The organism is Allorhizobium sonneratiae (genome assembly GCF_023700755.1).
Lineage (GTDB): Bacteria > Pseudomonadota > Alphaproteobacteria > Rhizobiales > Rhizobiaceae > Allorhizobium > Allorhizobium sonneratiae.
The window spans coordinates 211,715-236,634 of record NZ_JAMKOJ010000005.1 but is presented as its reverse complement, the minus strand read 5'-3'; the positions used below and the strand labels follow the sequence as shown (position 1 = coordinate 236,634).

At 55.6% G+C, this 24,920-nt stretch carries 23 protein-coding genes and 2 pseudogenes; 11 read left to right on the top strand and 14 right to left on the bottom strand.

Annotated features, from left to right (window positions below):
* Nucleotides 1-104 precede the first annotated feature (104 nt).
* Nucleotides 105-295, top strand: a pseudogene (locus NAC44_RS11635) (DUF72 domain-containing protein); the annotation flags it as partial.
* Here NAC44_RS11635 and NAC44_RS11630 read toward each other — a convergent pair.
* From NAC44_RS11630 to NAC44_RS11620, 3 genes are all read right to left on the bottom strand, one after another.
* Nucleotides 296-919 (bottom strand): LysE family transporter, encoded by a 624-nt coding sequence (locus NAC44_RS11630; RefSeq protein ID WP_250940923.1) that lies wholly within the window; start codon nucleotides 917-919, stop codon nucleotides 296-298.
* Nucleotides 916-1,701 carry a HalD/BesD family halogenase gene (locus NAC44_RS11625; protein ID WP_250940922.1) on the bottom strand — a complete coding sequence of 262 codons (786 nt, stop codon included), beginning with the start codon at nucleotides 1,699-1,701 and terminating at the stop codon, nucleotides 916-918. The genes NAC44_RS11630 and NAC44_RS11625 overlap by 4 nt, the downstream gene beginning before the upstream one ends.
* Nucleotides 1,702-1,774: 73 nt before the next feature.
* A complete protein-coding gene (locus tag NAC44_RS11620) occupies nucleotides 1,775-2,539 on the bottom strand; it encodes a helix-turn-helix domain-containing protein (RefSeq protein ID WP_250940921.1) in 765 nt (254 codons plus the stop codon).
* A gap of 314 nt (nucleotides 2,540-2,853) precedes the next feature.
* Between NAC44_RS11620 and NAC44_RS11615 the strand changes: the two are divergent.
* Nucleotides 2,854-2,967 (top strand): annotated as a pseudogene (locus NAC44_RS11615) (DUF72 domain-containing protein); the annotation flags it as partial.
* Here NAC44_RS11615 and NAC44_RS11610 read toward each other — a convergent pair.
* Nucleotides 2,946-4,436 (bottom strand): NAD(P)H-hydrate dehydratase, encoded by a 1,491-nt coding sequence (locus NAC44_RS11610; protein ID WP_274706864.1) that lies wholly within the window; start codon nucleotides 4,434-4,436, stop codon nucleotides 2,946-2,948. The pseudogene NAC44_RS11615 and the gene NAC44_RS11610 sit on opposite strands and share 22 nt — an antisense overlap.
* 336 nt (nucleotides 4,437-4,772) lie before the next feature.
* Here NAC44_RS11610 and NAC44_RS11605 point away from each other — a divergent pair, with 336 nt between their 5' ends.
* The 4 genes from NAC44_RS11605 to hspQ all read left to right on the top strand — a co-directional run bounded on the left by NAC44_RS11605 (nucleotide 4,773) and on the right by hspQ (nucleotide 8,079).
* Nucleotides 4,773-5,111, top strand: a complete 339-nt coding sequence (locus NAC44_RS11605) for a P-II family nitrogen regulator (protein WP_029618203.1) — start codon at nucleotides 4,773-4,775, stop codon at nucleotides 5,109-5,111.
* Between the two features lie 158 nt (nucleotides 5,112-5,269).
* Nucleotides 5,270-6,679, top strand: a complete 1,410-nt coding sequence (glnA, locus tag NAC44_RS11600) for a type I glutamate--ammonia ligase (protein ID WP_250940919.1) — start codon at nucleotides 5,270-5,272, stop codon at nucleotides 6,677-6,679.
* A 66-nt stretch (nucleotides 6,680-6,745) separates the two neighbouring features.
* Nucleotides 6,746-7,663 carry a DMT family transporter gene (locus NAC44_RS11595; protein WP_250940917.1) on the top strand — a complete coding sequence of 306 codons (918 nt, stop codon included), beginning with the start codon at nucleotides 6,746-6,748 and terminating at the stop codon, nucleotides 7,661-7,663.
* Between the two features lie 86 nt (nucleotides 7,664-7,749).
* The gene (gene hspQ, locus NAC44_RS11590; RefSeq protein ID WP_250940915.1) at nucleotides 7,750-8,079 is read left to right on the top strand and encodes a heat shock protein HspQ; all 330 of its coding nucleotides are present in this window, start codon (nucleotides 7,750-7,752) and stop codon (nucleotides 8,077-8,079) included.
* A gap of 169 nt (nucleotides 8,080-8,248) precedes the next feature.
* On the opposite strand, the gene NAC44_RS11585 is transcribed toward hspQ, so the two are convergent.
* Entirely contained in the window at nucleotides 8,249-8,878 is a 630-nt protein-coding gene (locus NAC44_RS11585) for an invasion associated locus B family protein (protein ID WP_250940914.1), read from the bottom strand.
* Between the two features lie 97 nt (nucleotides 8,879-8,975).
* Here NAC44_RS11585 and NAC44_RS11580 point away from each other — a divergent pair, with 97 nt between their 5' ends.
* The 4 genes from NAC44_RS11580 to NAC44_RS11565 all read left to right on the top strand — a co-directional run bounded on the left by NAC44_RS11580 (nucleotide 8,976) and on the right by NAC44_RS11565 (nucleotide 12,905).
* On the top strand, nucleotides 8,976-9,173 hold the full coding sequence (locus NAC44_RS11580) for a hypothetical protein (protein WP_250940913.1): 198 nt from the start codon (nucleotides 8,976-8,978) through the stop codon (nucleotides 9,171-9,173).
* Nucleotides 9,174-9,460: 287 nt separating this feature from the next.
* On the top strand, nucleotides 9,461-11,221 hold the full coding sequence (locus NAC44_RS11575; RefSeq protein ID WP_250941096.1) for an extracellular solute-binding protein: 1,761 nt from the start codon (nucleotides 9,461-9,463) through the stop codon (nucleotides 11,219-11,221).
* Nucleotides 11,222-11,245: 24 nt separating this feature from the next.
* Nucleotides 11,246-11,917 carry a DsbA family oxidoreductase gene (locus NAC44_RS11570; RefSeq protein ID WP_250940912.1) on the top strand — a complete coding sequence of 224 codons (672 nt, stop codon included), beginning with the start codon at nucleotides 11,246-11,248 and terminating at the stop codon, nucleotides 11,915-11,917.
* Between the two features lie 61 nt (nucleotides 11,918-11,978).
* Complete coding sequence (locus NAC44_RS11565; RefSeq protein ID WP_250940911.1) at nucleotides 11,979-12,905, top strand: DMT family transporter; 927 nt, start codon at nucleotides 11,979-11,981, stop codon at nucleotides 12,903-12,905.
* A 50-nt stretch (nucleotides 12,906-12,955) separates the two neighbouring features.
* On the opposite strand, the gene NAC44_RS11560 is transcribed toward NAC44_RS11565, so the two are convergent.
* The 5 genes from NAC44_RS11560 to NAC44_RS11540 form a co-directional block, all read right to left on the bottom strand.
* The gene (locus NAC44_RS11560) at nucleotides 12,956-13,717 is read right to left on the bottom strand and encodes an ABC transporter permease (protein ID WP_250940910.1); all 762 of its coding nucleotides are present in this window, start codon (nucleotides 13,715-13,717) and stop codon (nucleotides 12,956-12,958) included.
* Nucleotides 13,714-14,640, bottom strand: coding sequence for an ABC transporter ATP-binding protein (locus tag NAC44_RS11555; RefSeq protein WP_250940909.1), 927 nt, complete (start codon nucleotides 14,638-14,640; stop codon nucleotides 13,714-13,716). Before NAC44_RS11555 ends, NAC44_RS11560 begins: the two co-directional genes overlap by 4 nt.
* 230 nt (nucleotides 14,641-14,870) lie before the next feature.
* Nucleotides 14,871-15,704, bottom strand: coding sequence for a response regulator (locus NAC44_RS11550; protein WP_250940908.1), 834 nt, complete (start codon nucleotides 15,702-15,704; stop codon nucleotides 14,871-14,873).
* 149 nt (nucleotides 15,705-15,853) lie between these two features.
* The gene (locus NAC44_RS11545; protein WP_250941095.1) at nucleotides 15,854-18,367 is read right to left on the bottom strand and encodes a GcvT family protein; all 2,514 of its coding nucleotides are present in this window, start codon (nucleotides 18,365-18,367) and stop codon (nucleotides 15,854-15,856) included.
* A 154-nt stretch (nucleotides 18,368-18,521) separates the two neighbouring features.
* Complete coding sequence (locus tag NAC44_RS11540; protein WP_250940906.1) at nucleotides 18,522-19,292, bottom strand: helix-turn-helix transcriptional regulator; 771 nt, start codon at nucleotides 19,290-19,292, stop codon at nucleotides 18,522-18,524.
* A gap of 89 nt (nucleotides 19,293-19,381) precedes the next feature.
* Here NAC44_RS11540 and NAC44_RS11535 point away from each other — a divergent pair, with 89 nt between their 5' ends.
* Nucleotides 19,382-20,176 (top strand): class I SAM-dependent methyltransferase, encoded by a 795-nt coding sequence (locus NAC44_RS11535; protein WP_250940904.1) that lies wholly within the window; start codon nucleotides 19,382-19,384, stop codon nucleotides 20,174-20,176.
* A gap of 4 nt (nucleotides 20,177-20,180) precedes the next feature.
* Here NAC44_RS11535 and NAC44_RS11530 read toward each other — a convergent pair whose 3' ends face one another.
* The 4 genes from NAC44_RS11530 to NAC44_RS11515 form a co-directional block, all read right to left on the bottom strand.
* Nucleotides 20,181-22,619, bottom strand: a complete 2,439-nt coding sequence (locus NAC44_RS11530; protein WP_250940902.1) for a mechanosensitive ion channel family protein — start codon at nucleotides 22,617-22,619, stop codon at nucleotides 20,181-20,183.
* A 606-nt stretch (nucleotides 22,620-23,225) separates the two neighbouring features.
* A complete protein-coding gene (locus NAC44_RS11525) occupies nucleotides 23,226-23,924 on the bottom strand; it encodes a retropepsin-like aspartic protease family protein (RefSeq protein ID WP_250940900.1) in 699 nt (232 codons plus the stop codon).
* A gap of 2 nt (nucleotides 23,925-23,926) precedes the next feature.
* A complete protein-coding gene (locus tag NAC44_RS11520) occupies nucleotides 23,927-24,115 on the bottom strand; it encodes a DUF1289 domain-containing protein (RefSeq protein WP_250940898.1) in 189 nt (62 codons plus the stop codon).
* A gap of 12 nt (nucleotides 24,116-24,127) precedes the next feature.
* The gene (locus NAC44_RS11515) at nucleotides 24,128-24,910 is read right to left on the bottom strand and encodes an adenosylcobinamide-GDP ribazoletransferase (protein WP_250940896.1); all 783 of its coding nucleotides are present in this window, start codon (nucleotides 24,908-24,910) and stop codon (nucleotides 24,128-24,130) included.
* Nucleotides 24,911-24,920: the final 10 nt, after the last annotated feature.

Sequence of the window (24,920 nt, the reverse complement as noted above, 5' to 3'; positions counted from 1 at the left end):
TGGACTTTAGAGTTTGTCAGGGAAAAGTGGTGACCGGTTTTCCCGCAAAGACAAACGAAAACAAACAATGATAGAGCCTGTCTGGTTCAATCTGAACCTGACAGACTCTAGAGCCGTGGGGGGTCGCTTTTATCCTGATAAACTACCAAGGAAGTGACAGTTGGAACATGCCAGCCGTCAGCTTAAGGCGATTGAGGTCAACGCCAGCTATTATTCCAGCCAGAAACCCGAAACCTTTGCCAAGTGGGCCGCCGAAGTGCCAGAGGATTTCATCTTTTCGCTGAAGGCCAGTCGTTTAAAATATCTCGCGCAGAACCACGAAAGACAGGAAGAACAGAGTCATCGCCAGAACAATATCCACCGACTGACGCCATATACCCGTCAGGTTCCGGCTGAGGAAGTCGATCAACCAAGCGCAAACGAAACACCAGAAAAACGATGATGCCATGAAGCCAGCAAAGAAGACAGAGTATTCCAAAGTGCCGGGATTTTGAAATCCCAAGCCGCCAAGCACCCCTCCAAGGGCGGCCCAGTAAATCACGTTTTTAGGATTTGTGACCGAAATCGTCACGCCTGCCATGACAGCACTTTGGGATGTTTTCAGCCGCCCTGCGGGTTCATGTGCTTGTTCTGCAGGCCTTAACGCGTCAACAAGGCAGCCATAACCAAGATAGGCGAAATACAGCGCCCCGGCTAACGTCAAAGGGACTCTGATGCTTGGGATTTGGAACAGCAGTCCTGCGCCAGCCAGCCCAAGGATCGCCCAACAGGCATCTCCGACAAGCGAACCGATTTGTACATATAAAGCCGGATAGAAGCCTCCGCGCATCCCTCGACGCATGGTTTCCGCGAAAACCGCACCGGGGGAGACATTGAACAAAAGGCCCAAAACGAATGCTGTTCCAAACAACAGGCTCATTCGAATAATGCCTCCATCGTATCATGCGATACGTCCTTGGATAGTTCGTCTGCTGCGGCCCAAACCATATTGACGATCACACGCTTTGAGCCTTCCGTGATCGGGTGAACACGATGCAAGCCGGTGTCGCTACGCAGGATATAAGCATCTCCGGGTTCAAGCCGGAAGGAATGAATCGGATTGCGGAAAAGGTTCTCCTCCACGCTCGGGTTGGCCCGGTTCCAATGCGTGTTCGGGACGACCTGAACAAACCCGCCGTTCTCCAGCGCAGGGGTTTCAATCGCAAACACGATTCCATAGCGATAGTCGTCCCAATGCCAGCCGTGGGTATCGCCGCTTTTATAGAGGGCGTTGACGATATATTCCTCCGGCGTATACGGAACAGTACTAAAGGTTTCCCTGGCAATCATCCCGAAGACCGAACGAACCCATTCAGAGTGGTAGATTTGTGGAATGACACGCCCATACTTGTGAATATCATCACGCTTCACATTGACCATTTTCCTTGGCGTATTTGCGGTTTGCTTCATCACGAAATCCCGTGACTTGCCATGACGATTGAGCAGAGCATTGCATTCCGCTTCTACCGCAGCGAAGAGGTTGGCATCGAGCAGACCCCGCAATACTGCAAAGCCTTTGTTTTCAAGCGAATTCTGCATTTCGGAGAAATCGGCTCTAAAAATGAATTTTTTGATCGAATTGAGAATGAGCGCGTCGATTTCATCGACCGCAAGATCATGACCAAACTCGTCCAATTGAACGGCTACAGCATTTGAACTCATGAAGGCATTACCCTGTTTGTTGAACAGGAGAGTTCATTAGCGTCTCGCGCATTGCGATTATTGAACGCAATTATCATTTTTGAAATGCGGCTGGCGTGATCTTATAGGCCCTCTTGAACCAGCGCGTTAAGTGCGCCTGGTCCGAAAACCCTACCTGGTAGGCAACGTCTGTCGGTGCTATTCCGTTTCGCAAGAGGTCTCTTGCCGCTTCAATGCGTTTGATGCGTTGCCAGGTCATCGGTGGAACGCCACAACTTTTGACGAACGACCGGATCAGGTGCAGAGGGGTCACACCCAGCTCTTTTGAAAGCGCGTCAAGCGACACATTTTGATCGAGGTTATCTCTGAGCATGGCTTGGGCTGCCGTGAGACGAGCCGACCCCATATGACTTTTTGTGTCTGCGCAAAGAGGATTTTTCCTGACTAAAAGTTGCAACAGGATCATATTCGTCTGTTCACTCACACTGTCGCAATCATCGTCTTCCATTAAGCTCCGCAAAACCCCGAATGTTGCGGCGAGGGCGGGATCGTTGACGACTGAAACCTCGAAATCAATGTCTCGTGCAGCGATCCCGGCTTCCGTTAAATATGGTGTGGTGAGATAGACACTGAGAATTGACCGTACACCGCAACTGGATTGTATTTGGCCCGGGTTATAGAGGGTGGTTGTTCCTTCAGCCGCTTCAAAGTGTTTGCTATCCAGCTTGACTTTTTCGTGGCCAGAAAAATTATGGCTGATGACATACTCGTCGTGGGAATGTGGTGGAAAAACAAGTTCATCGGCTGAAACGAATGATAATTCTGCGCCTTCTTTAATTTTCAGAAATTTCTGCTTCATGCACCACCCAGACTGGATTTCAATGTTTCACGTCACAACGCCTGGTTTGTCTTTAACATATCTGCTTCACCGCATAAAAGATGGCTTGAGCGTGTTGATGTTCATTGAGAGCGCAATTCGATAGGATTAAATCAGAGCGGCGCTCTATCAGGCTGCTGAAAAAGGCGAGAGGAAATTTGTGATTACACCTTGAAGTTCCCCCCCTTTCGGCGCCGAGACAAGACCCCGGTTGGTACAGGTTAACACGCTGATCTGTTTTCCGCTTCTTCGGCGTGGTGGGCGCGCGCCGTCAACGCCGCTGGCGGGGGCGAATGCCAGGCCGAAACATAGAAAAACAGACGCGCGATGTTTTTGCCGTCTTCATCACCGGTGGCAAGGTCTACGCGCCGAACGGTGCGCGCCTGCTTCAACAGGCTGTGGCAGCTTGAAACGGTCGAACGGCCTTGACCAGATCTTCCGCCGTCATGCCGTCGCCGGCGCGTTGTCCGGCCTCGCCATGCAGATAGACGCCTGCCGCTGCGGCCTCGAAGGCGGGAACGCCCTGCGCCAGAAGACCGCCGATCACACCTGCCAGCACGTCGCCCGATCCGGCGGTGGCAAGCCAGGCTGGCGCATTGTCGTTGATCAGGGCCCGTCCATCCGGGCTGGCAATCACGGTATCCGCCCCCTTGTGCACCAGCACGGCATGGCTTCTTTGTGCCGCGCGCACCGTCTGTTCCACCTTGCCAATGCGCGTTTCTGCGGCGAGATCGGGAAACAGGCGGGCAAATTCCCCGGCATGTGGCGTCATCACCAGCCGTGTCTCGCCCTCGGCAAACAATGAAAAGAGCGCTGCGGGGTCATCCTTGAAGGACGAGATGCCATCGGCATCGAGCACCAGTTTTCGACCGCAAAGACGAGAGATGAAGCCACGCGCCTTTTCACCGACACCGAAACCGGGGCCAAGCACGAAGGCGCTCAGCCGCTGATCGGCGAGGTAAGCGTCAAGTGCCATCTCATCCTCGATCTTCTTGACCATGACAGCCGTGGTCTGGCTTGCATTGACCATCAGCGCCGATGCGGACGAAGCAAGCGTCACCAGCCCTGCCCCGGCCCTCAGTCCTGCCATGGCGGAAAGTCGGGCCGCGCCTGTGGCGCTGATCGGGCCGGAAAAGACGGTGAGATGCCCCCGGCTGAATTTATGGCCCTGCGCCTGCAGGCATGGCAGGCTGGCCTGCCAGAGAAGCGGATGGTTGCGCGCAATGCTCCCACGATGCCGGTCCATGATGCGCCGGGGAATGCCGATGTCAAATACTTCGATGGCCCCGCAATGGACCCGCCCCGGCAACAACACATGCCCCGGCTTCAGCGCCATGAAGGTCACCGTCTGCGCAGCCTCCAATGCCACGGGGCGCGGCTGTCCGGTCAGGCCATCAATGCCGGAGGGCAGATCGACCGCCACCACAGGTAGGCCGGCATCCTTGACGCGTTCGATGGCGGCACAGATTTCGGGGGAAAGATCGCGGGCAAGCCCCGCGCCGAACAGGGCGTCGATGACCACGTCGCCAGCTCTTGCGACAAATTCCGCCAGAGGCGCCACCTGACTGGAACAGGCGGCTTTCGCGCGGGCGGCGTCTCCTTTCAGGCGGTCAGGATCGCCATGACAAAACACCGCAACAGGAACACCGCTCAACCGTAGCGCCTCAGCCGCGATATAGCCGTCGCCGCCATTATTGCCCGGGCCGCAGAGAACAACCGCGCGCAAAAGCTGCGGATAATGGCGCAGCACGGCGGCGGCGACGGCCCGGCCGGCGCGCAGCATCAGCGAAAAACTGTCCAGACCGGTTTCTGCCGCCTCACGATCAATGTCGGCCATCGCCTGCGGTGTGATCAAGGCTTGAAATTCATCCTGCTCCATATTGCCATAAAATCGCAGGCGGTCGAAAATCGCAATGGGGTTATTTTACAAGAGTATGCACATCTAATCACCATTTGCATAGTGAATATGCAATTTTTTGCGCATTATTTCATCATTCCTTTGTGATCGGTTGAGAAATACAACCTGCCCTCGATTGTGAAAAACTATTGTATTGCCTCTGGTATTTTCGTGCTCTTTGGGCAAAACTGCCTTGGCAATGCGGGTGATTTTCAATGTTTATCGCAATTCGCGGACCGAATTGGCACGGGAAGTGCATCAACGCAGGGCGAATGGGTATTACCTGCATCAATGAGGGAAGCGGAGAGACACTTTCTCATGAAAAAGATCGAAGCGATCATAAAGCCTTTCAAACTGGACGAAGTGAAGGAGGCCCTTCAGGAAGTCGGTCTGCAAGGCATAACGGTCACGGAAGCCAAGGGGTTCGGTCGGCAGAAAGGCCATACCGAGCTTTATCGCGGCGCGGAATATGTGGTCGATTTTCTGCCGAAGGTAAAAGTCGAGGTCGTTCTGGCCGATGAAAATGTGGACGCCGTGATCGAGGCGATCCGCAATGCTGCCCAGACCGGGCGGATCGGCGACGGCAAGATTTTCGTTTCCAATGTCGAAGAAGTCGTCCGTATCCGTACGGGCGAAACCGGCGTAGACGCCATTTGATTGCGCGCGTCGGGCTTGATGCCAATTTCGGCTGACGGGTGGAACCGATGCGACAATGAACCTTGCAGCATCTTGCCAATTGCGGTTTTGTACGATGCTATCAACGTCCGGCTCAGGGAGGCCGGGCAGGTCATCGTCATTCAAATGAGGAAAAATACATGACGAGTGCGCACGACATTCTCAAGCAGATCAAGGACAATGACGTTAAATTCGTCGATCTGCGCTTCACCGATCCGCGCGGCAAGATGCAGCATGTGACCATGGACATCGCCTGCGTCGATGAAGACATGTTCGCTGACGGCGTGATGTTCGACGGCTCCTCGATTGCCGGCTGGAAGGCGATCAACGAGTCCGACATGGTGCTGATGCCCGATGTCGACACCGTGCATATGGACCCCTTCTTCGCCCAATCCACCATGGTGGTCATGTGCGACATTCTCGACCCGATCTCTGGCGAGGCTTATAACCGCGATCCGCGTTCCACCGCCAAGAAGGCGGAAGCCTATCTCAAGGCATCGGGCATTGGCGACACCGCCTTTTTCGGTCCTGAAGCCGAGTTCTTCATCTTCGACGATGTGAAATACAAGGCCGATCCTTACAATACCGGCTTCAAGCTGGATTCGAGCGAACTGCCCTCCAACGACGATACCGATTACGAAACCGGCAATCTCGGCCACCGTCCGCGCGTCAAGGGCGGCTATTTCCCGGTTCCGCCGGTCGACAGCTGCCAGGACATGCGCTCGGAAATGCTGACGGTTCTTTCCGAAATGGGCGTCGTGGTTGAAAAGCATCACCACGAAGTGGCCGCAGCCCAGCACGAACTCGGCATCAAGTTCGACACGCTGGTGCGCAATGCCGACAAGATGCAGATCTATAAATATGTCGTGCATCAGGTCGCCAATGCTTATGGCAAGACGGCCACCTTCATGCCGAAGCCGATCTTTGGTGACAACGGTTCGGGCATGCATGTGCACCAGTCGATCTGGAAAGACGGCAAGCCGACCTTTGCAGGTGATGAATATGCCGGTCTTTCTGAAGCCTGCCTCTATTACATCGGCGGCATCATCAAGCATGCCAAGGCGATCAACGCCTTTACCAACCCGTCGACCAATTCCTACAAGCGTCTGGTGCCTGGCTATGAGGCGCCGGTTCTTCTGGCTTATTCGGCCCGCAACCGCTCGGCATCCTGCCGCATTCCCTTCGGCTCCAACCCGAAGGCAAAGCGCGTCGAGGTTCGCTTCCCCGATCCGACGGCAAACCCCTATCTGGGCTTCGCTGCCATGCTGATGGCCGGTCTCGACGGTATCAAGAACAAGATTCATCCCGGCAAGGCCATGGACAAGGATCTTTACGACCTGCCGCCGAAGGAACTGAAAAAAATCCCGACGGTCTGCGGCAGCCTGCGCGAAGCGCTCGACAGCCTCGACAAGGACCGCAAGTTCCTCACCGCTGGTGGCGTCTTCGATGACGATCAGATCGACGCCTTTATCGATCTGAAGATGCAGGAAGTCATGCGCTTTGAAATGACGCCGCATCCGGTTGAATACGACATGTATTATTCGGTCTGATCCGAACTGGCAAAGGAAAGCCGGCAGCCAGTCTGCCGGCTTTTTTGTTGAAGGAACAGGAACGATATGCCAGCAAAAACAGATGATGCCAGAATGCTGGACTGGCTGATTTTCTTAGCAGTTCCCTGTCTTTTTTCCTCCAATATTATTTTCGGCCGTGGCATTCTGGGTGAAATCGGCCCTTTCATCACCGCCTTTATCCGCTGGTTCGGGGCCATGCTGATCGTTTTGCCCTTTATGTTGCGGGACTGGCGAGCCTGTTATGATTTTATGCGGTATCACAGCCTCATCTGGCTCTCCCTGGGCATGCTTGGCATGGGCATTTGCGGCGGCGCCGTCTATTGGGCACTGACGAAGACCACGGCGGCCAATGCCACGCTGATCTATACGACGGCGTCGCTGTTTACCTTGTTCTTACAATGGCTGTTTCAGGGGCGGCGGCTGGATATGCGCGAAATATCCGGCATGATGCTCGGCTTTTGCGGTGTCGCGGTGATCGTCCTGAAGGGGGCGCCCGAAGCGCTGTTTGCCCTGCATTTCAATAGCGGCGATCTCATCATGATTCTGGCGGCTATCGCTTTTGCCCTCTATTCACTGCTGTTGCGACATCCGGCGGTTACTGCATTGAGGCCTATCTCGCTGTTTGGTACGCTGGCCCTCAGCGGTGCGCTGGTGCTTTTTCTACCGGCGGCGGCAGAGATAGCCTATGGCGCACCTTTGCCGACAACCCGAATGGATTTTCTCAAGCTTGGCGGTATTATCCTGTTTGCCTCACTCATGGCCTTTTACAGTTTTCAGCACAGTGTCCGCGTCTTCGGTCCAGCCCTTGCCAGCATGACGCTTTATCTGATGCCGCCCGTATCCATCATCATGGCCGTCACCCTGCTAGGCGAAACCTTCCGGGCCTACCATGCAGCGGGTATCGTTCTGGTGATGAGCGGGCTTTTTCTTGCCACCGCAAGACGCCGCAAAAATTCCGTATAGACAACAATTTTATGACAACAGATAAGAAATGCCCTTGATGTGCGTGACGCATGGTCCCAAATAATTGAATGAAAGGAAGTGGAACCATGAAACAACGCAACGCAAAATTCGGAATCGGCGACATTGTCCGTCACAAGATTTTTCCATTTCGTGGTGTCGTTTTCGATGTTGATCCTGAATTCGCCAATACGGAAGAATGGTGGAATTCAATTCCGGCAGAAATCCGTCCGCATAAGGATCAGCCCTTTTATCATCTTTTGGCAGAAAATGATGAAAGCGAATATGTCGCCTATGTTTCGGAGCAGAATCTCGAGCATGACAAGAGTGGCCTGCCTTTGCGCAATCCGCATGTTCAACAGATCTTTACCGAAGAGCAGGCTGGCCATTATAAGCCGCGGATGAACTTTTCTCACTAAGACCACGGCGCCCATCCATGTCGCGTTTCACTGTGATCTGTGAAACGACTTTCGGTCAGGACATGCGTAAAAACATTGAGTGAGAGTGTTTCCGTAAAACACTCATAAACTATCTCATGAAAAAAGGTCCGGTAAACCGGACCTTTCTTTTTGTCTGATAATGAAGCGGTTACTTGCTCTTGGCAGCCTTCTGGGCGTCTTCGAGAGCCTTCTGGGCTTCTTCATTCTTCTTCTGCATGGCCTGTTCCAAGAGACGCTGGCGCTCTTCAGCCTGATTCTGTGTGATCGGCTTGCCGTCGAAAGCGCCAGTGAAACCGTCAAGCGAGATCTTGATCGGGTTCGGCACGCGGCGAAAGTTGATCGATGTGAAGGTGACGCTATGTCCCTTCTTCAGGCTGTTGATCAGCGCATCGCTCAGCGGCACTTCTGCGGTGCAGCGATCAGGGAAGCATACGGCATAATCCAGCTTCTGCGGCTTGCCATCATCAATTGCCATGCCGACGCCCGGCTCGATCAGCCGTGCGGACGGAACGGAAACCTGCATAAGCTTGTTCTTGACCTTGCCGTCGATGGTAATCAGCGCAACGGCGATAACCATCTGGCGGTTCTGGGCAAGCTGAATGTTCTGAACCTGGCAGATATCATTGTCTCCCTGCTTGGCGCAGGTCTTGAACCAGCCCTGAGGTGGCATACCGGGACCACCATCAGCCTGCTGGGCATGAGAAACACCGGCAAAGCCGCAGGAAAGCATAACAGCGGACAGTGTCGCCAATGCAGTCTTGGTTGGTTTGAACGTCATAACGAGATCCGTCTCCTGAAATTCTCTGTCGAATCGCGGGCTCAAGGCCGAAAGATTCGGCTTGTTAGCTCATTCCCCTGAGTTTCAAATGAGGCAAATGAATGACCCGGCCCAATCCGGCCTCTCTGTTAGCGCGGACGGCGATGAATATCCAGAGCTTCTTTTCCCTTTCATCGAGATTGTGGTCTTTTCAATCTCATTTACCCCTGCTGTCGCTTGCGAAGTCTGGCTTTGGGCAAAAATCGGGCATGCCCTCAGTCATATGAGCTATGTATACTTCATAAAAACCGGCTGAGAGGCTGCACCGCCGGCTGGAAAGATCACGACAGGCAGGGAGTGATCTTTTCCAGCCGAACGATATGCTTTAAGCCATCCTGTTGACGCATGTGTCTGATGGGTAAACCCCGTGTTCAATCATGCGTGACACGCTTTGCATTCTTCCTGCTTCATCGTCACGCCTCGAACTGTCGCGGGCGTCAGGATGATGAAATGGAAATTAGACCGAGAGGAACTGGCGTGCAGCGCCTTGTCTTGTGCCTTCTGCTACTGACGTTTTTTGCCGGTACATTGACCGGTGTGGCCATGGCCGATCCTGTGCTTTACGGCCTCGCCATGCATGGCAAACCGGCACTGCCCGCCGATTACAAGAATTTTCCCTATGTCAATGCGAACGTCAAAAAGGGCGGCAGCATATCCTATGGCGTCGTGGGCACCTTCGACAGCCTCAATCCCTTTGTCATCAAGGGAATGCGTACCTCGGCACGCGGCATTTGGGATCCGGATTTCGGCAATCTCTTTTATGAAACGCTGATGACCCGCTCGGCGGCGGAACCTTATACGCTCTATGGTCTGCTGGCTGAGAGCGTGCAGATGGATGACGCCAGAACCTATATCCAGTTCAATCTCAATCCAAAGGCACACTGGCAGGACGGTGAGCCGGTGACACCGCAGGATGTGATCTTCTCCTTTAAGCTTTTGCAGGAAAAAGGCCGACCGCCCTTCAACCACCGTCTCGACGGTGTCGACAAGATCGAGCAGGTCGGGGATCACAGCGTTCGTATCACCTTCAACAGCAAGGCCGACCGCGAGACGCCGATGCTTCTCGCCTTCGCCACGCCAATCCTGCCGAAACATGCCATCGATCCAGCCACATTCGATCAGCCTACGTTGAAAATCCCGATCGGTTCCGGTCCCTACAAGATCAAGAGCATCGATCCGGGGCAGCGCATCGTCTATCAGCGCGATCCAAATTACTGGGGTAAAGACCTGCCGTCGAAAATCGGCTTCGACAATTACGACACGATCAGCGTCACCTATTTTCTTCAGGAAAACACTCTGTTCGAGGCGTTCAAGAAGGGTGATATCGACGTTTATCCCGACGGTTCCGCCACCCATTGGGCGCGTTCTTACGACTTTCCCGCCGTCAACAGCGGCGATGTGGTGCGCGAGACCTTCAATCCGCAACTACCGACCGGCATGTTCGGTTTCGTTTTCAACACGCGCCGCCCCATTTTTGCCGATGTCAGGGTCCGTGAAGCGCTGACGCTCGCCTTCGATTTCGAATGGGTCAACCGCACCCTGTTTGGCAATATGTTCAAACGGATCGAAAGTTACTGGCAGAATTCATCGCTCGGCGCTTACGGCCACGCTGCGGATGATCGGGAATTGCAGATTCTCGGGGCGGCGAAAGATCGTCTTTCCCCGGAAATTCTGGCGGGAACCTATATGCTGCCAATTTCGGATGGCTCCGGCGCCGATCGCAATGTGCTGCGCCAAGCCGTCGGTCTTCTCGGACAGGCCGGTTACACCATCAATGACGGCCGCATGGTCGATGCCCATGGCGTGCCGCTGACCTTTGAGGTCATGACCCAGAATGAGGGGCAGGAGAAAATGGCGCTCGCCTATCAGCGCACCCTGCGGCTGATCGGCATCGGCATGAGCATCCGCACCGTGGACGATGCGCAATATCAGGCGCGCTCCAACAGCTTCGATTATGACATGATCGTGAAGTCCTTCCCCTCCTCGCTGGCACCGGGCGTCGAGCAGTTTTACCGCTGGGGCTCTGTGTCGCGTAATCTGCCGGGTAGCTTCAACTATGCTGGTGTGGCCGATCCAGATATCGACCGGATTTTGAAAAGCATGGTCGACTCCGTCAGCCAGGAAGATTATCAGGACAGTGTGCGCGCCCTCGACCGGCTGCTGGTGGCCGGCCATTATGTCGTGCCGCTCTATTACAATTCCGAGCAATGGGTTGCCCATTGGAAACATATTGCCCGCCCGGATCAGACCCCCATGCATGGCTATCAGTTGCCGACATGGTGGGATGCAAATGCACAGAAGTGACATGGTCAGGCACTGGAGATAAACATGCACACGATCAATATAGACCTGGTTTCCGATGTCGTCTGCCCCTGGTGCTATCTGGGCAAGGCTCGGCTGGAACTGGCCATTGCCGAAATTCAGGATGAGGTCTCCGTCATCGTCAACTGGCGTCCTTATCAGCTCAACCCCGATTATCCGCCGGAAGGAGTGGATCATCAGGCAGAACTTGCCAAAAAGCTGGGCGGCAAAGACAAGATGGATGCCATCCATGGCCAATTGACCGAGCTTGGCAAACAGGTCGGCATCAATTTTCACTTCGATGCCATCAAGCGCGGCCCCAATACGCTTGATGCGCACCGTTTGATCCACTGGGCAGGCACCGAGGGTCGCGAACAGCAGAATGCGGTTGTCTCTGCTCTGTTCAAGGCGAATTTCGAAGAAGGCCGCAATATCGGCGACCATGCCGTGCTGATCGATATCGCATCTGCCTGCGGGCTTGATCCGCGCATGGTGGAACAGCTTTTAGCCAGTGGTGCAGATGCTGATTTCATCCGTGAGGAAATCGAGGCGGCCCGGCAGATGGGCGTCAATGGCGTGCCCTTCTTCATTATCGATCAACGCTATGCTGTCAGCGGTGCACAACCTGTCGAAACACTGGCTAACGCCTTTCGCGAGATCGCCGCTGAGAAAGGTGCAGCGCAGCAAAAACTGAATTGACGTCAGTCACATTCAATCCTAATCACGGGTCACTTTCGTCTTTTATCCGGTGGTTCGTTCCGTGTCTTCCGACAAGCATCTCCGCGGCATTCTGCTCGCATTTCTGGCCTTTGCCGCCTATGCGGTGAGCGACGCTTCAGTCAAACTGATCGCGGGACGAATCACGCCTTACGAATCGGCCTTTTTCGGCGCTCTTATCGGGCTTTCAGCCCTGCCCTTTCTGCTGAAAAAAGGTGATCGACTGACCGATATCGTCGTCAGCTCGAATCGGTCCTTATGGCTTTTGCGCTTTTGCGCATCAGGCGTCAGTTCCATCGGCAGCGTCACCGCCTTCACTCATCTGTCGATGGCCGAAGCCTTCTGTCTGATTTTCCTGCTTCCGGCTTTCGTCACCATCATGTCGGTGGTGTTCTTGAAGGAAAAAGTCGGCATTCGCCGCTGGAGTGCGGTGGTCATTGGCTTTGCCGGGGTTCTGGTCGTCTTACGGCCCGGTTTTCGGGAATTGTCGATCGGCCATCTCGGCGCGATCTTCGGCGGGCTTGGCGGCGCCATCTCGATTGTCATCTATCGCGCCGTCGGTCCGCGTGAAAAGGGTGTTTCGCTTTATGGCGCCGGTGCGCTGGGCTCGCTGACCATATGCGGCATCGCGATGGTTCCGGATTTTCAGTGGCCGCAGCATCAGGAATGGCTGATGCTGTTAAGCTATGGGCTGTTTGCCGCCTGCGGAACCGTCCTGCTGATGCTGGCCACTCAGCATGCCCCGGCAGCCCTGCTTGGCCCCACCCAATACAGCCAGATGCTCTGGGCCATTTTGTTCGGTTATGTGATCTTTGGCGATCATATCGATCTGCCGATTCTCATCGGCATCGTGCTGATTATTGGTTCTGGCCTGATTACCGTCTCACGGGAAAAGACGCGCGGGGTCAAACTGCCCCCGTCGCTTGCGCCGGGCCCGCAAGCCACTCTACCGAAAGAAGGCGAGACGTAACGGAGATACCAATCCCCGTTGCCGTTGCCCTTCCCCGTTGCCCTTGTCTGTCAGGACTTCAATTTATAGCCGGTTTTGAAAATCCAGCTCAAAAATCCCAGACAGATCAGCAGAAACAGGCTGACCATGATCAGGCTGATCATCGGATCGACATCGGCCTTGCCGAAAAAGCTCCAGCGAAAACCGCTCACCAGATAGAAGACTGGATTGATATGGCTGACCGTCTGCCAGAAAGGCGGCAGCACATGCACCGAATAAAAGGTGCCACCGAGAAAGGTCAGCGGTGGCACGACCAGCATCGGCACCAGACTGAGCTGTTCGAAATTTTTCGCCCATATGCCGATAATGAAGCCGGCAAGGCTGAAGGTGATGGCCGTCAGCAGCATGAAGCCCAGCATCAAGAGCGGATGATCGACCCTGAGCGGCACGAAGAAGGCGGATGTGGCCAGAATGATCAGGCCAATGATCATGCCCTTTGTGGCAGCCGCACCGACATAACCGATCAATACCTCGATCAGAGCCACTGGCGCGGATAAAAGCTCGTAAATCGTGCCGGTGAATTTCGGAAAATAGATCCCGTTTGCACCATTGGAGATGCATTGGGTAATGAGCGCCAGCATGATCAGCCCCGGCGTGATGAAGCCGCCATAGGGTACATCTTCACCGCTATTGATGCGCGAGCCGACGGCAGCGCCGAAAACGATGAAATAAAGCGACGTCGAGACGACCGGGGAAATGATGCTCTGCATCACCGTTCGGCCCATGCGGTGCATCTCGTAACGGTAAATAGCGGAAATTCCGTGATAATTCATGGTTTTTTCCCAATCAGCTCAACAAATATCTCTTCAAGCGAGGTTTGCCGTGTGGACATGTCGGCGACGCCGATATTCGAGGTTTCAAGAGCGGCCAGAAGCGCCATCAATGCGCCGGGATTGTCGTTGGGCTCGTATTCATACACGATCTGCATGCCATCAGAGGCCAGCTTCAGCCGCCATTCGTCCAGCCGCCCGGGAATGCTTTTCAACGGCGAGATCAGGTCCAGCACCATGCGCTTGCGACCGAGTTTGCGCATCAGTGCCCGTTTTTCCTCGACCAGCAGCATTTCTCCATGATTGATGATACCGACGCGATCGGCAATTTCCTCGGCCTCCTCGATATAATGGGTGGTGAGAATGACGGTGACACCAGTCTTGCGCAGTTCCGACACGAGTGCCCACATGTCCCGGCGCAAGGCGACATCGACGCCTGCCGTCGGCTCATCGAGAAACAGCACTTTCGGCTTGTGAGACAGGGCCTTGGCAATCAGCACCCGACGCTTCATGCCGCCGGATAATTCTCTCAGACTTGAATTGCGCTTTTCCCATAATGACAGGGATTTCAGGACCTGTTCGATATGGTCCGGATCGGCCGGACAGCCATGCAGGCCACGCGAAAAGCTCACCGTGTTATAGACGGTTTCAAACATGTCGGTGGTCAATTCCTGCGGAACGAGACCGATCATGGCGCGTGTCTTGCGAAAATCATGGACGACGTCATAGCCGCCGACTGTTACCTGCCCGTAGGTCGGATTGACGATGCCGCAGACGATGGAGATCATCGTCGTCTTGCCCGCGCCATTCGGCCCGAGAAGCGCCAGGATCTCGCCTTCCTCAATGTCGAGGGAAACACCCTTTAGCGCCTGAAACCCGCTGGCATAGGTCTTGGTCAAGTCACGGATGGAGATGATGGGAGCCATGCTGATTTTGAAATCCTGCCGGTTGCACCCTGAGCAAACGGGGTGTCAGGGCGGGCGATTCCCCCACCCTTTCCGGGCAGCTATATAGCAGGCGCAGGCGCAATCCCGAAGCGCCGACAGGAGAATTTGCGCATTAACCCACGGGTTATGGCCAAATCGCTTTTGCCATAAGGGTCAGACCGAGCCGTCAGAGTCAAAAAGCAAGTCGCAGATGCAGCCTGACACAAACGTCAGGCCGCTGCTGACGCCCGCTTCTGACCGGCACGGATCTGCACCAGCGTATCGAGGTTCTGATTGACGCGGCAATAAAATTCCTCGTCAATGAAAGGCCGCAGCATAAAATCATTGCCGCCCACTTTCAGGAACCGCGCCGACAGCAGCCGGTCGGACGAGGAGGATACGCCGATAATGCGCAATTCATGCGAGCCACGCACGGCGCGGATGCGTCTTGTCAGCTCGAAGCCGTCAATATCCGGCATGTTGTAGTCGGTAACCACCAGACCAATATCGGCATTCGCTTTCAGAAGTTCGATGGCCTTAGCCCCGTTTTCAGCCGTGCTGACGCGGAAATTATAGCGTTTCAGGCGGCTGGACAGGAGCGCGCGCGCCGTCGGACTGTCATCGACGATCAGAACGTGATGGCGGTGATTGGTGAGGAAACGGCAGACCGATTCGGCCAGCATTTCCACAGCAAAGATACTGTCCTTGATGATGTAGTCGACAATATCTTTGGCCAGCAACTTTTCACGGGTTTTCTCATGAAAGGTGCTGGTGAAGACGATGGTCGGAATATTGCAGTCGGTCAGATATTCCAGAGCTTCGCCGTTTTCTGCGCCCGGAAGATTGATATTGGAGATGGCGAGCGTCACGGGCGTGTCGTTCAGTTCGTTGGCAGCCATCAAATCTTCATAGGTACGGCAGATCTCGGGATCAATGTTGAAGATTTCCTTCAGTCTTTGCCGGATCATCGAGGTAAACACGTTGGAATCCTCGGCAACAATAATACGTGCGTCGGGGAATTTTTCCCCGGAGTAATGCATTCCGGAAAGACCAAGATACGTCATGGCGCGCCTTCAAAATCTGTTGATAGGCTGCACATTAAAGTTTTCCGCTTGCTGAAATATTAACTTACAGAAGAATTTAGTGGCGACATACTCAATAAAGGCAAAAAGGTGGCGAATGACAATTCGCCACCCTAACCTGAAAATCGCGTTCAGGCTCTCAGCGCCTGATTGTCTGGGTCATAGGGGCTTTCAACGACAACCTCGGCTTCATAAAGAGTGCCCAGTATTCTGATCTGCAGTTTTGTGCCGATGACGGCATAAGCGGGCCTGACCATGGCGAGCGCGATGGACTTGCCGATGCGCCAGCCGAATGTGCCGTTGGTAGCGCGGCCCACAAGCTCTCCTGCTTCGTTGTAAATGGCTTCCGAGCCGCGCGCATCGACTTCTGTTACGCCATGCACGACCAGCGTGGCAAAGGACCAGTTCAGCCCCTGCTCTTTCCAGGCCAGAAGACCTTCTTTGCCGATAAAATCCTTGTCCAGCTTGATGAAGCGGTCGAGCGCCGATTCATAGGCATTGTATTCGATCGACATTTCCCGCGGGATCAGACGATAGGACTTCTCAACCGACATGGACAGCATGGCGCGAATGCCGAAGGGCTTGATGCCAAATTCCGCACCGGCTTCCATCAACTGATCGAAGATATAATTTTGCATCTCGATGGGATGATGCAGTTCCCAACCGAGTTCGCCGACGAAGTTCACACGCAGCGCATGCGCCGTTGCCACGCCGACCGAAATTTCCTTCCCCGTCAGCCAGGGGAAATTCTTGTTGTCGAGGCTGGTGCGGGTCAGTTTCTGCAACAGCGCCCGCGATTTCGGCCCGGCCAGCACCAGAACACCGAGCTTCTGGGTGATCTGCTGCAATTTGACCGAACCGTCCTTCGGGGCAAGCTTGCGAAGATAGTCATGGTCATGGGCTTCGTAAGCGCCCGCCGACACAAGATAGAAACGGTTGGGCGCCCATTCATAGACGGTGAACTCGGCCCGTACGCCGCCCTTTTCCGTCAACATGTGGCAAAGCGCAATCCGGCCACGCTTCTTCGGAATGGCGTTGGCGAAAATACTGTCGAGCCAGGCGCGTGCACCGGGGCCGGACACCTCCATCTTGGCAAAGGGAGACATGTCGAGAACGCCAACATTGTTCTGAACATTCTTGATCTCATTGCCGACATGCTCGAAATAATTCGAACGGCGGAACGACCATTTCTCGACGATGCGACCATCTTCGGTCGGTGGCGCATAATTGTGGCTGGTAATGACATCGACGCCGACGCCAAGCTCGTCCTTCGCCACTTCATAGCCTTGTGGCGCAAACCAGTTGGCCCGCTCCCAGCCATAGACAGACCCGAACACGCCACCAAGAGCCTTCAGACGGTCATAAACCGGCGTCGTCTTCAGCGGGCGGGCAGCAGCACGCTCCTCATCGGGATAATGCATGGTGAAGACATTGGCATAGGCCTCCTCATTCTTGGCGATCAGGTAGCCTTCCGTGGCATAAGGGCCGAAACGGCGCGGATCGACGCCCATCATGTCGAGCGTTGGCTCGCCATCGACGATCCATTCGGCAAGCTGCCAGCCAGCGCCGCCTGCGGCCGTGATGCCGAAGGAATGACCTTCGTTGAGCCAGAAATTTTTCAATCCCGGTGCAGGCCCGACAATTGGATTGCCATCCGGTGTATAGGCGATCGCACCGTTATACACCTTCTTGATACCAACTTCGCCAAAGGCGGGTACACGCACCATGGCGGTCTCGATATGCGGCATCAGCCGCTCCAGCTCTTCCTGGAAGAGTTCGTATTCGCTATCTGCCGAAGGGCCATCGACGTAACAGACGGGCGCGCCAACCTCATAAGGGCCAAGCAGCAGGCCGCCATTTTCCTCGCGCATATACCAGGCGCTGTCTGATTCGCGCAGAACGCCCATTTCCGGCAGGCCCTTGGCCTTGCGCTCGACAATGGCCGGGTGCGGCTCGGTGACGATATATTGATGCTCGACCGGGATAACCGGAATGTTGATGCCGACCATTTCGCCGGTCTTGCGGGCGAAGGAACCGGTGCAGGAAATCACGTGTTCGGCGGTGATCTCACCCTTGTCCGTTGTGATTTTCCAAAGACCATCGGCCTGTTGCTCGATGGCCGTGACCGTGGTGTTGCGATAGATGGTGGCGCCGCGCTCACGCGCGCCTTTCGCCAGCGCCTGGGTCAGATCGGCGGGCTGGATATAGCCGTCATCGGGATGCTGGATTGCGCCGAGCAGCCCCTCTGTTTCGCACAGCGGCCAGATTTCCTTGACCTCATCCGGCGTCAGAATATTGACCTTCACACCGATAGTGTCGGCAATGCCGGCATAATACATATATTCGTCCCAGCGATCCTTGGTGCGGGCGAGACGAATGTTGGACACCTGGCTGAAGCCGACATTCATGCCGGTTTCCTGCTGCAGCTCCTGATAGAATCTGACCGAATATTTGTGAATCTGGCCGACGGAATAGCTCATATTGAACAGCGGCAACAGGCCTGCGGCATGCCAGGTTGAGCCCGAGGTCAGCTCCTTGCGCTCGATCAGGACAGAATCGCCCCAGCCCTTTTTCGCAAGATGATAGAGGGTGGAGACACCAACGACACCGCCGCCGATGACCACGGCCCGTGCGTGAGATTTGATCGACATGAACATTCCCCTGTGTGAAGCGCTGAACGGCAGGAGAACGTCCCCGACCGTAATCGTGTGGAATGAACTATGATCAAGTGCGCCGCCCGCTTGCCGCCCGTTTGCGACATGAGAATGGGTTGACGCGACGTGGACTGCTTTATCTGTTTTACAGCGGAAACAGCATCACGAGTTTGTAATCGCTGCGCTCGACCGGACGAAAATTGAACTGGCGATAACGCAGAAAACCGCGCTCAGGGTGACGAAAGGCACGTTCGCCACCTTCGCGCTCCAGCACGGTCTGTTCCTGCCATCCCTGATTAAATATCGCGCTTTCACCACGCAGCATATCGACCAGCTTCCGGATGTTGTAATCACTTGAGGAATGGCTGAAATCAGCGCGAAATTCGGCCAGCAGACGCAACGCGCGCTCCTGCCAGTCCACGATCACCAGCGGAGCGACCGGATCGAGAAAGACATAACGCAGCAGATTGCGTTCCTTGACTTTGTCTCCCAGCCAGTCGGGAAAGAGGCTCGCTGCAGCGGAATTCCAGCAACAGGCGTTCCAGTAACGATCCAGCGCATAGGAGGGATGCGGCATGGCGGCGACCGCGGCCGTCAAAGAGGCAGGCGCCTCCATGACCGGCGCGCTGGTTTCGATATCGGGATCGCGCCGGTCGGCAAGCTCGAACAGATAGGCGCGCTCTGCCCGCGTCAGTTCCAAAGCTTCCGCAAGCCGGGAGAGCGCCTGCGCGGATGCCTGAACCTGTCGTCCCTGCTCGATCCATGCGCACCATGTTGCGCTGATCCCGGCTTTTTCAGCCAGCTCTTCACGCCGCAAACCGGGCGTGCGTCGACGCCCAACCGTAACAGGTGGCAATTTTTCACGATGCGCCCGGACGAATTCACCAAGCAACCGTCTTTGTTCGGAATCCAGCATAGCAACTTTTATAACAGGATAACTACTCATCTTGTAACAGCATAAATTTGCGTCATGCTGGCGATGTTCATCCTAACAGGACAAAGATCATGCAGACACCAACCGACAGACAATTTTCTCAAGATGCAAGCCACGACCAGAACGTGCGTTCGCAATTTGGTTCAAAATCCGCTTCCTATGTCACAAGCCAGGTCCATGCGACGGGGGTTGACCTTGCGGCGCTGAGTGAGATGAGCCAAATGCTGCGACCACAAAATGCTCTCGATCTCGGCTGCGGTGGCGGCCATGTTTCCTATACGCTTGCTCCTCATTGCACTCAGGTAACGGCCGTGGACCTGTCAGACGATATGCTGGCCGCCGTGCAGACCGCAGCGCAAGAAAAAGGCTTTGACAATCTCAACACAGTCAAAGCCTCTGCCAGCAGCCTGCCCTTTGATGACGGCCATTTCGATTTTCTTGCCTGTCGCTACACCACCCATCACTGGCACCAGGCGGAAGCCGGTTTGCGCGAGGCGCATCGCGTGCTGAAGCCGGGGTCGAAAGCCGTGTTCATCGATGTCGTTGCACCGGCCCACCCCCTGCTCGACACGCATTTGCAGGCAATTGAACTTTTGCGTGACACATCGCATGTGCGCAATTATCGCCTTAGCGAATGGGGCGCCATGCTGGAACGCTCTGGCTTTATCGAAGAGTCGCTGATGCGCTTTCGGGTGAAGATGGAATTCGATGTCTGGACGGCGCGCATGCGGACGCCACCGCATCTGGTGGCAGCCATCCGCGCGCTGCAACAGGCCGCATCCAAGGATGTGACCCGACATTTCGCCATCGAGGCCGATGGTTCCTTCATGCTCGATATGGCGATGATCACGGTCATCGCCGGTTGAATGTTTACAGTGGCACGCTGTCCGGAGGTGTTTCGGGCGGACGCACCATCGTCACGGTAAGATCCTGTCTGGGGAAGGGAATTTCGATCCCTTCCTCACGGAACCGCTCGAAAATGCGCACACGCACGCCATTTTTGATCGATAGCGCATTCAACACATCGCCGATGAAGAAGCAGAGCTGAAAATCCAGCGAGGAATTGCCAAAATTCTGGAAGATGACGAAAGGTTCCGGATTGCGCAAGACGCCTTCATAGGTTGCCGCGGCCTCTTGCAACACCCGCATCACATGAGTCGGATCGCTGTCATAGCTGACGCCGATCTTCACATCGACGCGGCCCAGCGTGTTGCGGTGGGTCCAGTTACCGACGGCGGCGTTGATCAGCTCCGAATTCGGCACAATGATTGTTTGCCGCTGGAACGTTTCAATCTCGGTGGCGCGGACATTGATGCGGCGCACAAAGCCTTCGGTCGTACCGGTAGCGACCCAGTCACCCACCTTGAAGGGGCGCTCAACCAGAAGGATCAGACCGGAAACGAAATTCGAGACGATATTCTGCAGGCCGAAACCGATACCGACTGACAGCGCACCAGCCACAAGAGCCAGGTTGGACAGGTTGATACCCGCCGCCGAAAGACTGATGACGCCTGCAAGTGACGCTCCGACATAGCCAACCACGGTGCGGATGGAATTGCGCACGCCAGAATCGACCTGAGCCCGCGCCATGACGGTGCCATCCAGCCATTTTTCCAGCCAGCGCGTAACAATCAGCCCCAGAATGAACAGCAGAATGCCGCCGGCAATGCCGACTACGGAAATGCTGATGCCACCGATTTTGATTTCGGTGACGAAATTATACATCAGAAGCCGGATATCGAGTGGCTGAAATCCCCAAGACAGAAGGATCAGCGGCAGCCCTACCATCAGCGCCACCAGATAGATGACCAAGCCTGCGGCAATGCCCAACTGATCAAGCGCCACAGGTCCTGCGTCGAACCGGCGCTGCAAATAACGGCCAACCGTGGTCTCGGCAAAGCGGTCCCGCTCGGACACGGCCTTGCCGGAGCGAATGCCGATATAGATGAGCGCAATCATGCCGCCAGTGAGAATGATCTGGTTGGCTATAAATTTCGCCAGACCGACATAACCGATCAAGGCGGCGAAAACGATTCCAAAGCCAAAAATATGCAAAAGAACCAGTGTCTTGCGTGACCATGGCCGTCCCTTCACGCCAGGCGGATCATCCTCTTTCGGCATCAGCGGCTTGGTAAAGGAGATGATCAGCAAAATCAGGCCGACGAGACAGGAGGACACGAAGCCACGCAGAACGGCAAGATCGACCGGGCCGCCGGCGACACTGGTGATGACCCCGAAGACATAATCGAAGCCATTGATGATCGTCATCGCGACAAAGGCGGCCGCCAACCCTCTTGCGCCACGATCCGACACCCGCACAAGCCGCCATTTGGGCTGTTTGGGATTGAACACGACAACGGCAAGCCGGGCGGAAAAGAAAATCGTGACGATCACCCCGAAGACCGAGGCCAGAACCGGCCTGATATCGGAGCGCAGCACATTGAAGGCATCCAGCAGAAAGAAGCTGGCGATGAGGAAGAAGCCCAGCGCCACGGAGGGCACCACCGTCACCCAGAATGCCAGCGAAAACCGGCTCATATAAGAAGGCTTTTCCTCCAACCGCGCCCGCGCGATCATCGGCCCGAAGATCTGATGCAGGATGAACCTGAGCCCCAGCATCATTACCAGCGAAACCAGAAGAGCCGATGCCAGAGAAATGCGCTTGAAATACCAGACGAAGCCGACCCAGCTTCCCACCATGGCTGCAAACTGGGCGTAAAGCGGACCAACCGCTTTCACCGCCGTCGTCATGGTATCGATCGAGACATCGGCATGGGCGAAAAGTTCGCGGGTGAACAATTCCCGCCGCATGGTGGAGATATTCGTCTCCAGATCGTTATCGGCCTTCGTCAGATCATCGATACGGCTGAGAAGCGACACCACCTGCCCCTTCTGAGCCGTCAGCTTGTTACGCTGGGCGGTGACATCGGCGGCCTCTGGCTGGCCATCCTTTGGCGGATTGCCCAGTTCAGTGAGCCGGCTGGTCAGATCGTCCAGCCGTGGAGAAAGAGATGATTTCAATGTGATGAGATCGGCCATCGCATCGTCAAGCCGGGATTTCGCTCCGATCAGTTCCCGGTCATTATCGCTCATCCCCTTGAGATCGGTGGCGATGCTGTCCAGCGTGCTGCGGATTGTATCGAGCTGCGCGGGCGCTTTCGACACCGGGTCGTCAGCAGCAAACAGGCTTGCCTGCGAGGACGTCTGCGCCAAGGCGACCGGAACGGACAAAAGCGGACTGACCACGCCACCTGCAAGAAAAAGCATCAGCAGCGTCAAAGCTCCGGCGCTGCTTGCACGACGTGCCAAGCCAACAAAACAACGGGCGATAAAATTCATCAGGATTGGCACCTGACCACGCCACCCGTGCCGCCGTCTTGCCACCTGCATTCCTTTCATCTCCCAGTCTGTAGATAGCCCGTCTTATGGCATGATTCCCAAGCGCAAATCCAACGCCTGCACCTTGCGCGTCAGGCGTTTTTAAAGCCTCAAAGATCACTCCGCATGACAGATCGAATCGGTTCGGCCAGATTTCAGGCGATTGAATGACGCGACGGAGAAATCTCTGACGAAAAACGCAATATTGCTCATCGAAAGCGCAAAGTTATCCACAGGAATTCACAGGTCTTATCTGGGAAAAACCCGAGAGAAAACATAAACAAATCGAGAACATTTAAAACTTGTGTCGGAACAAAACAAGCTCAAGACAAAAGCGTGAGCCTTTAGCCGGATTCACCCGGGTAACGACAGGGCTTGCCATCACTATTCGTCAGGATCCGTCGGTACGGCGGTCTCTTTGATGGCTTTCGACCGGCTTGTCAATGGATTGTAAAAATTGAAAACAAGGCAAGACGCAACAGTGATTTGCGTTTGGTGCCTTAACGCATCATCGTTCATTGCCGGATCAACAACCTGCTAATCGATCAGCCGCAATTCATCGCCGCGGATCTGTACGCTGTCGAGGGTGGAAAGGTAGCTCATGCCGAGCAGGCCCTGGCTCAACCTGCCGGGCTGCGTCACCAGCGCACGGACATTTTTGCGCTCGATCGGGCCAACGGAAACCGCCTTCAATACGACCGGTGCCGCCAGCGCATTGCCATTGGCGGTGCTGACGGTCACGGTGTAGTGCAGGCTGGATGTATCAATGCCGAGGCGGGAAGCCTCTTCGGCGCTCAGCACCACGGCGCTTGCCCCGGTATCGATCATCATCTTCAGATGAGTCCCGTCAATATCAACAGAGGTCACGAAATGGCCGTTGCGATTTCTGTTCAGGATCGCCATCGCCTGCCCATCGGCAGTTTTGCTGCTGATGGCGTAATCCGGCAGGATCGCCCCGAGAACTCTGTTGCCCACAGCCTGAGCATCGTCTCGATAGACATAGCCGGTCACCACGACAAGCCCGATTAGCACCCAGGCCGCCAGAAAGCGCAGATTGCGCCCCAGATTGGCCCGGCTGACGACGATGCCGGAGGCTATGACAAAGGCAAAGGGCAGGAGAAAGATCAGATTGCCAAAATCGTCATTGGCAAGGCCGAGGGTCCGGTCGCCCTGCCCCATCAACATGAGCGCCGCAAGACCGAAGAGCAGAATGGCAAGAACAACGGCAAGACGCATGCTCAGTTTCCTTCCCTTGCCCCACGGGATGCAAGCCTGCTGATGACCGCGCGCCTTTCCTCAGCCGAAAAGCCGGACCATCCGGCAATCTCGCTCAAAGTCCTTCGGCATCCAAGGCAGAAGGCCCCTTTCGCATCGAGGGTGCAAATGCCGGTACAGGGGGATTCGGGGGATTCGAGAGATTTTTCCATGCTTATGGCAGCTTACAATGTCATGGAGAGGCTGGCCAGCGCCACGATCTCGCATATCTGCTGGCAGGCGCCGATCGTATCACCCGTCTGGCCGCCAAGCCGCTTCAGGATCAGCCGGTTAAAACCAAAAATGGCGGCGGTGGAAAAGATCAGCGCCGCCGCAGGAGCGTGCAGCATGGCAAAAGGGGCAATCGCCAGCGTGAAGATCAGGAGGCCGAGAAAGAGTGCGGCATACATCGTGCCCTCTTCCGGCTGGCCGAGCGAGGCGGCAAGCCCGCCGGGGCGAGCCGGCGGCAGGCTGCGCCAGTGCCAGACCATCATTGCCCGGCTGCCTGCCGCAACCCCGATCATGATGAGCGCAACCTGCATAGGCGGCAGGGCATTGATAAGCGCCGCCAGCGCCGACACGCGAATGCCAATGCTCAAGATCAGTGCCAGAACGCCGTAGGTGCCGATGTGGCTGTCCTTCATGATGGTCAGCGCTTTTTCCCGGTCGTGGCTGCCGAAACCATCGGCGGTATCGGCCAGACCATCTTCATGCAGGGCGCCGGTCAAAAGAACCTGACTGGCCACTGCCAGAAAGGCAGAAAGCGTCGCACTCGCCCCAAGGCCGACAGACAGCGCCAGCACCAGACCGGCAGGGGCGGCAATCACCGCACCCGCCAGCGGAAAGGCGCGCGGCGTGCGGCTCATCTCGCCGGAATGACCATCGAAAAACCGCGCCGACACCGGCAACCTGCTCAAGAAGCCGATGGAGCGGGCCAGATCCTGAATGAAAGCGCCAAGGTCGAGCACGAAGATATCC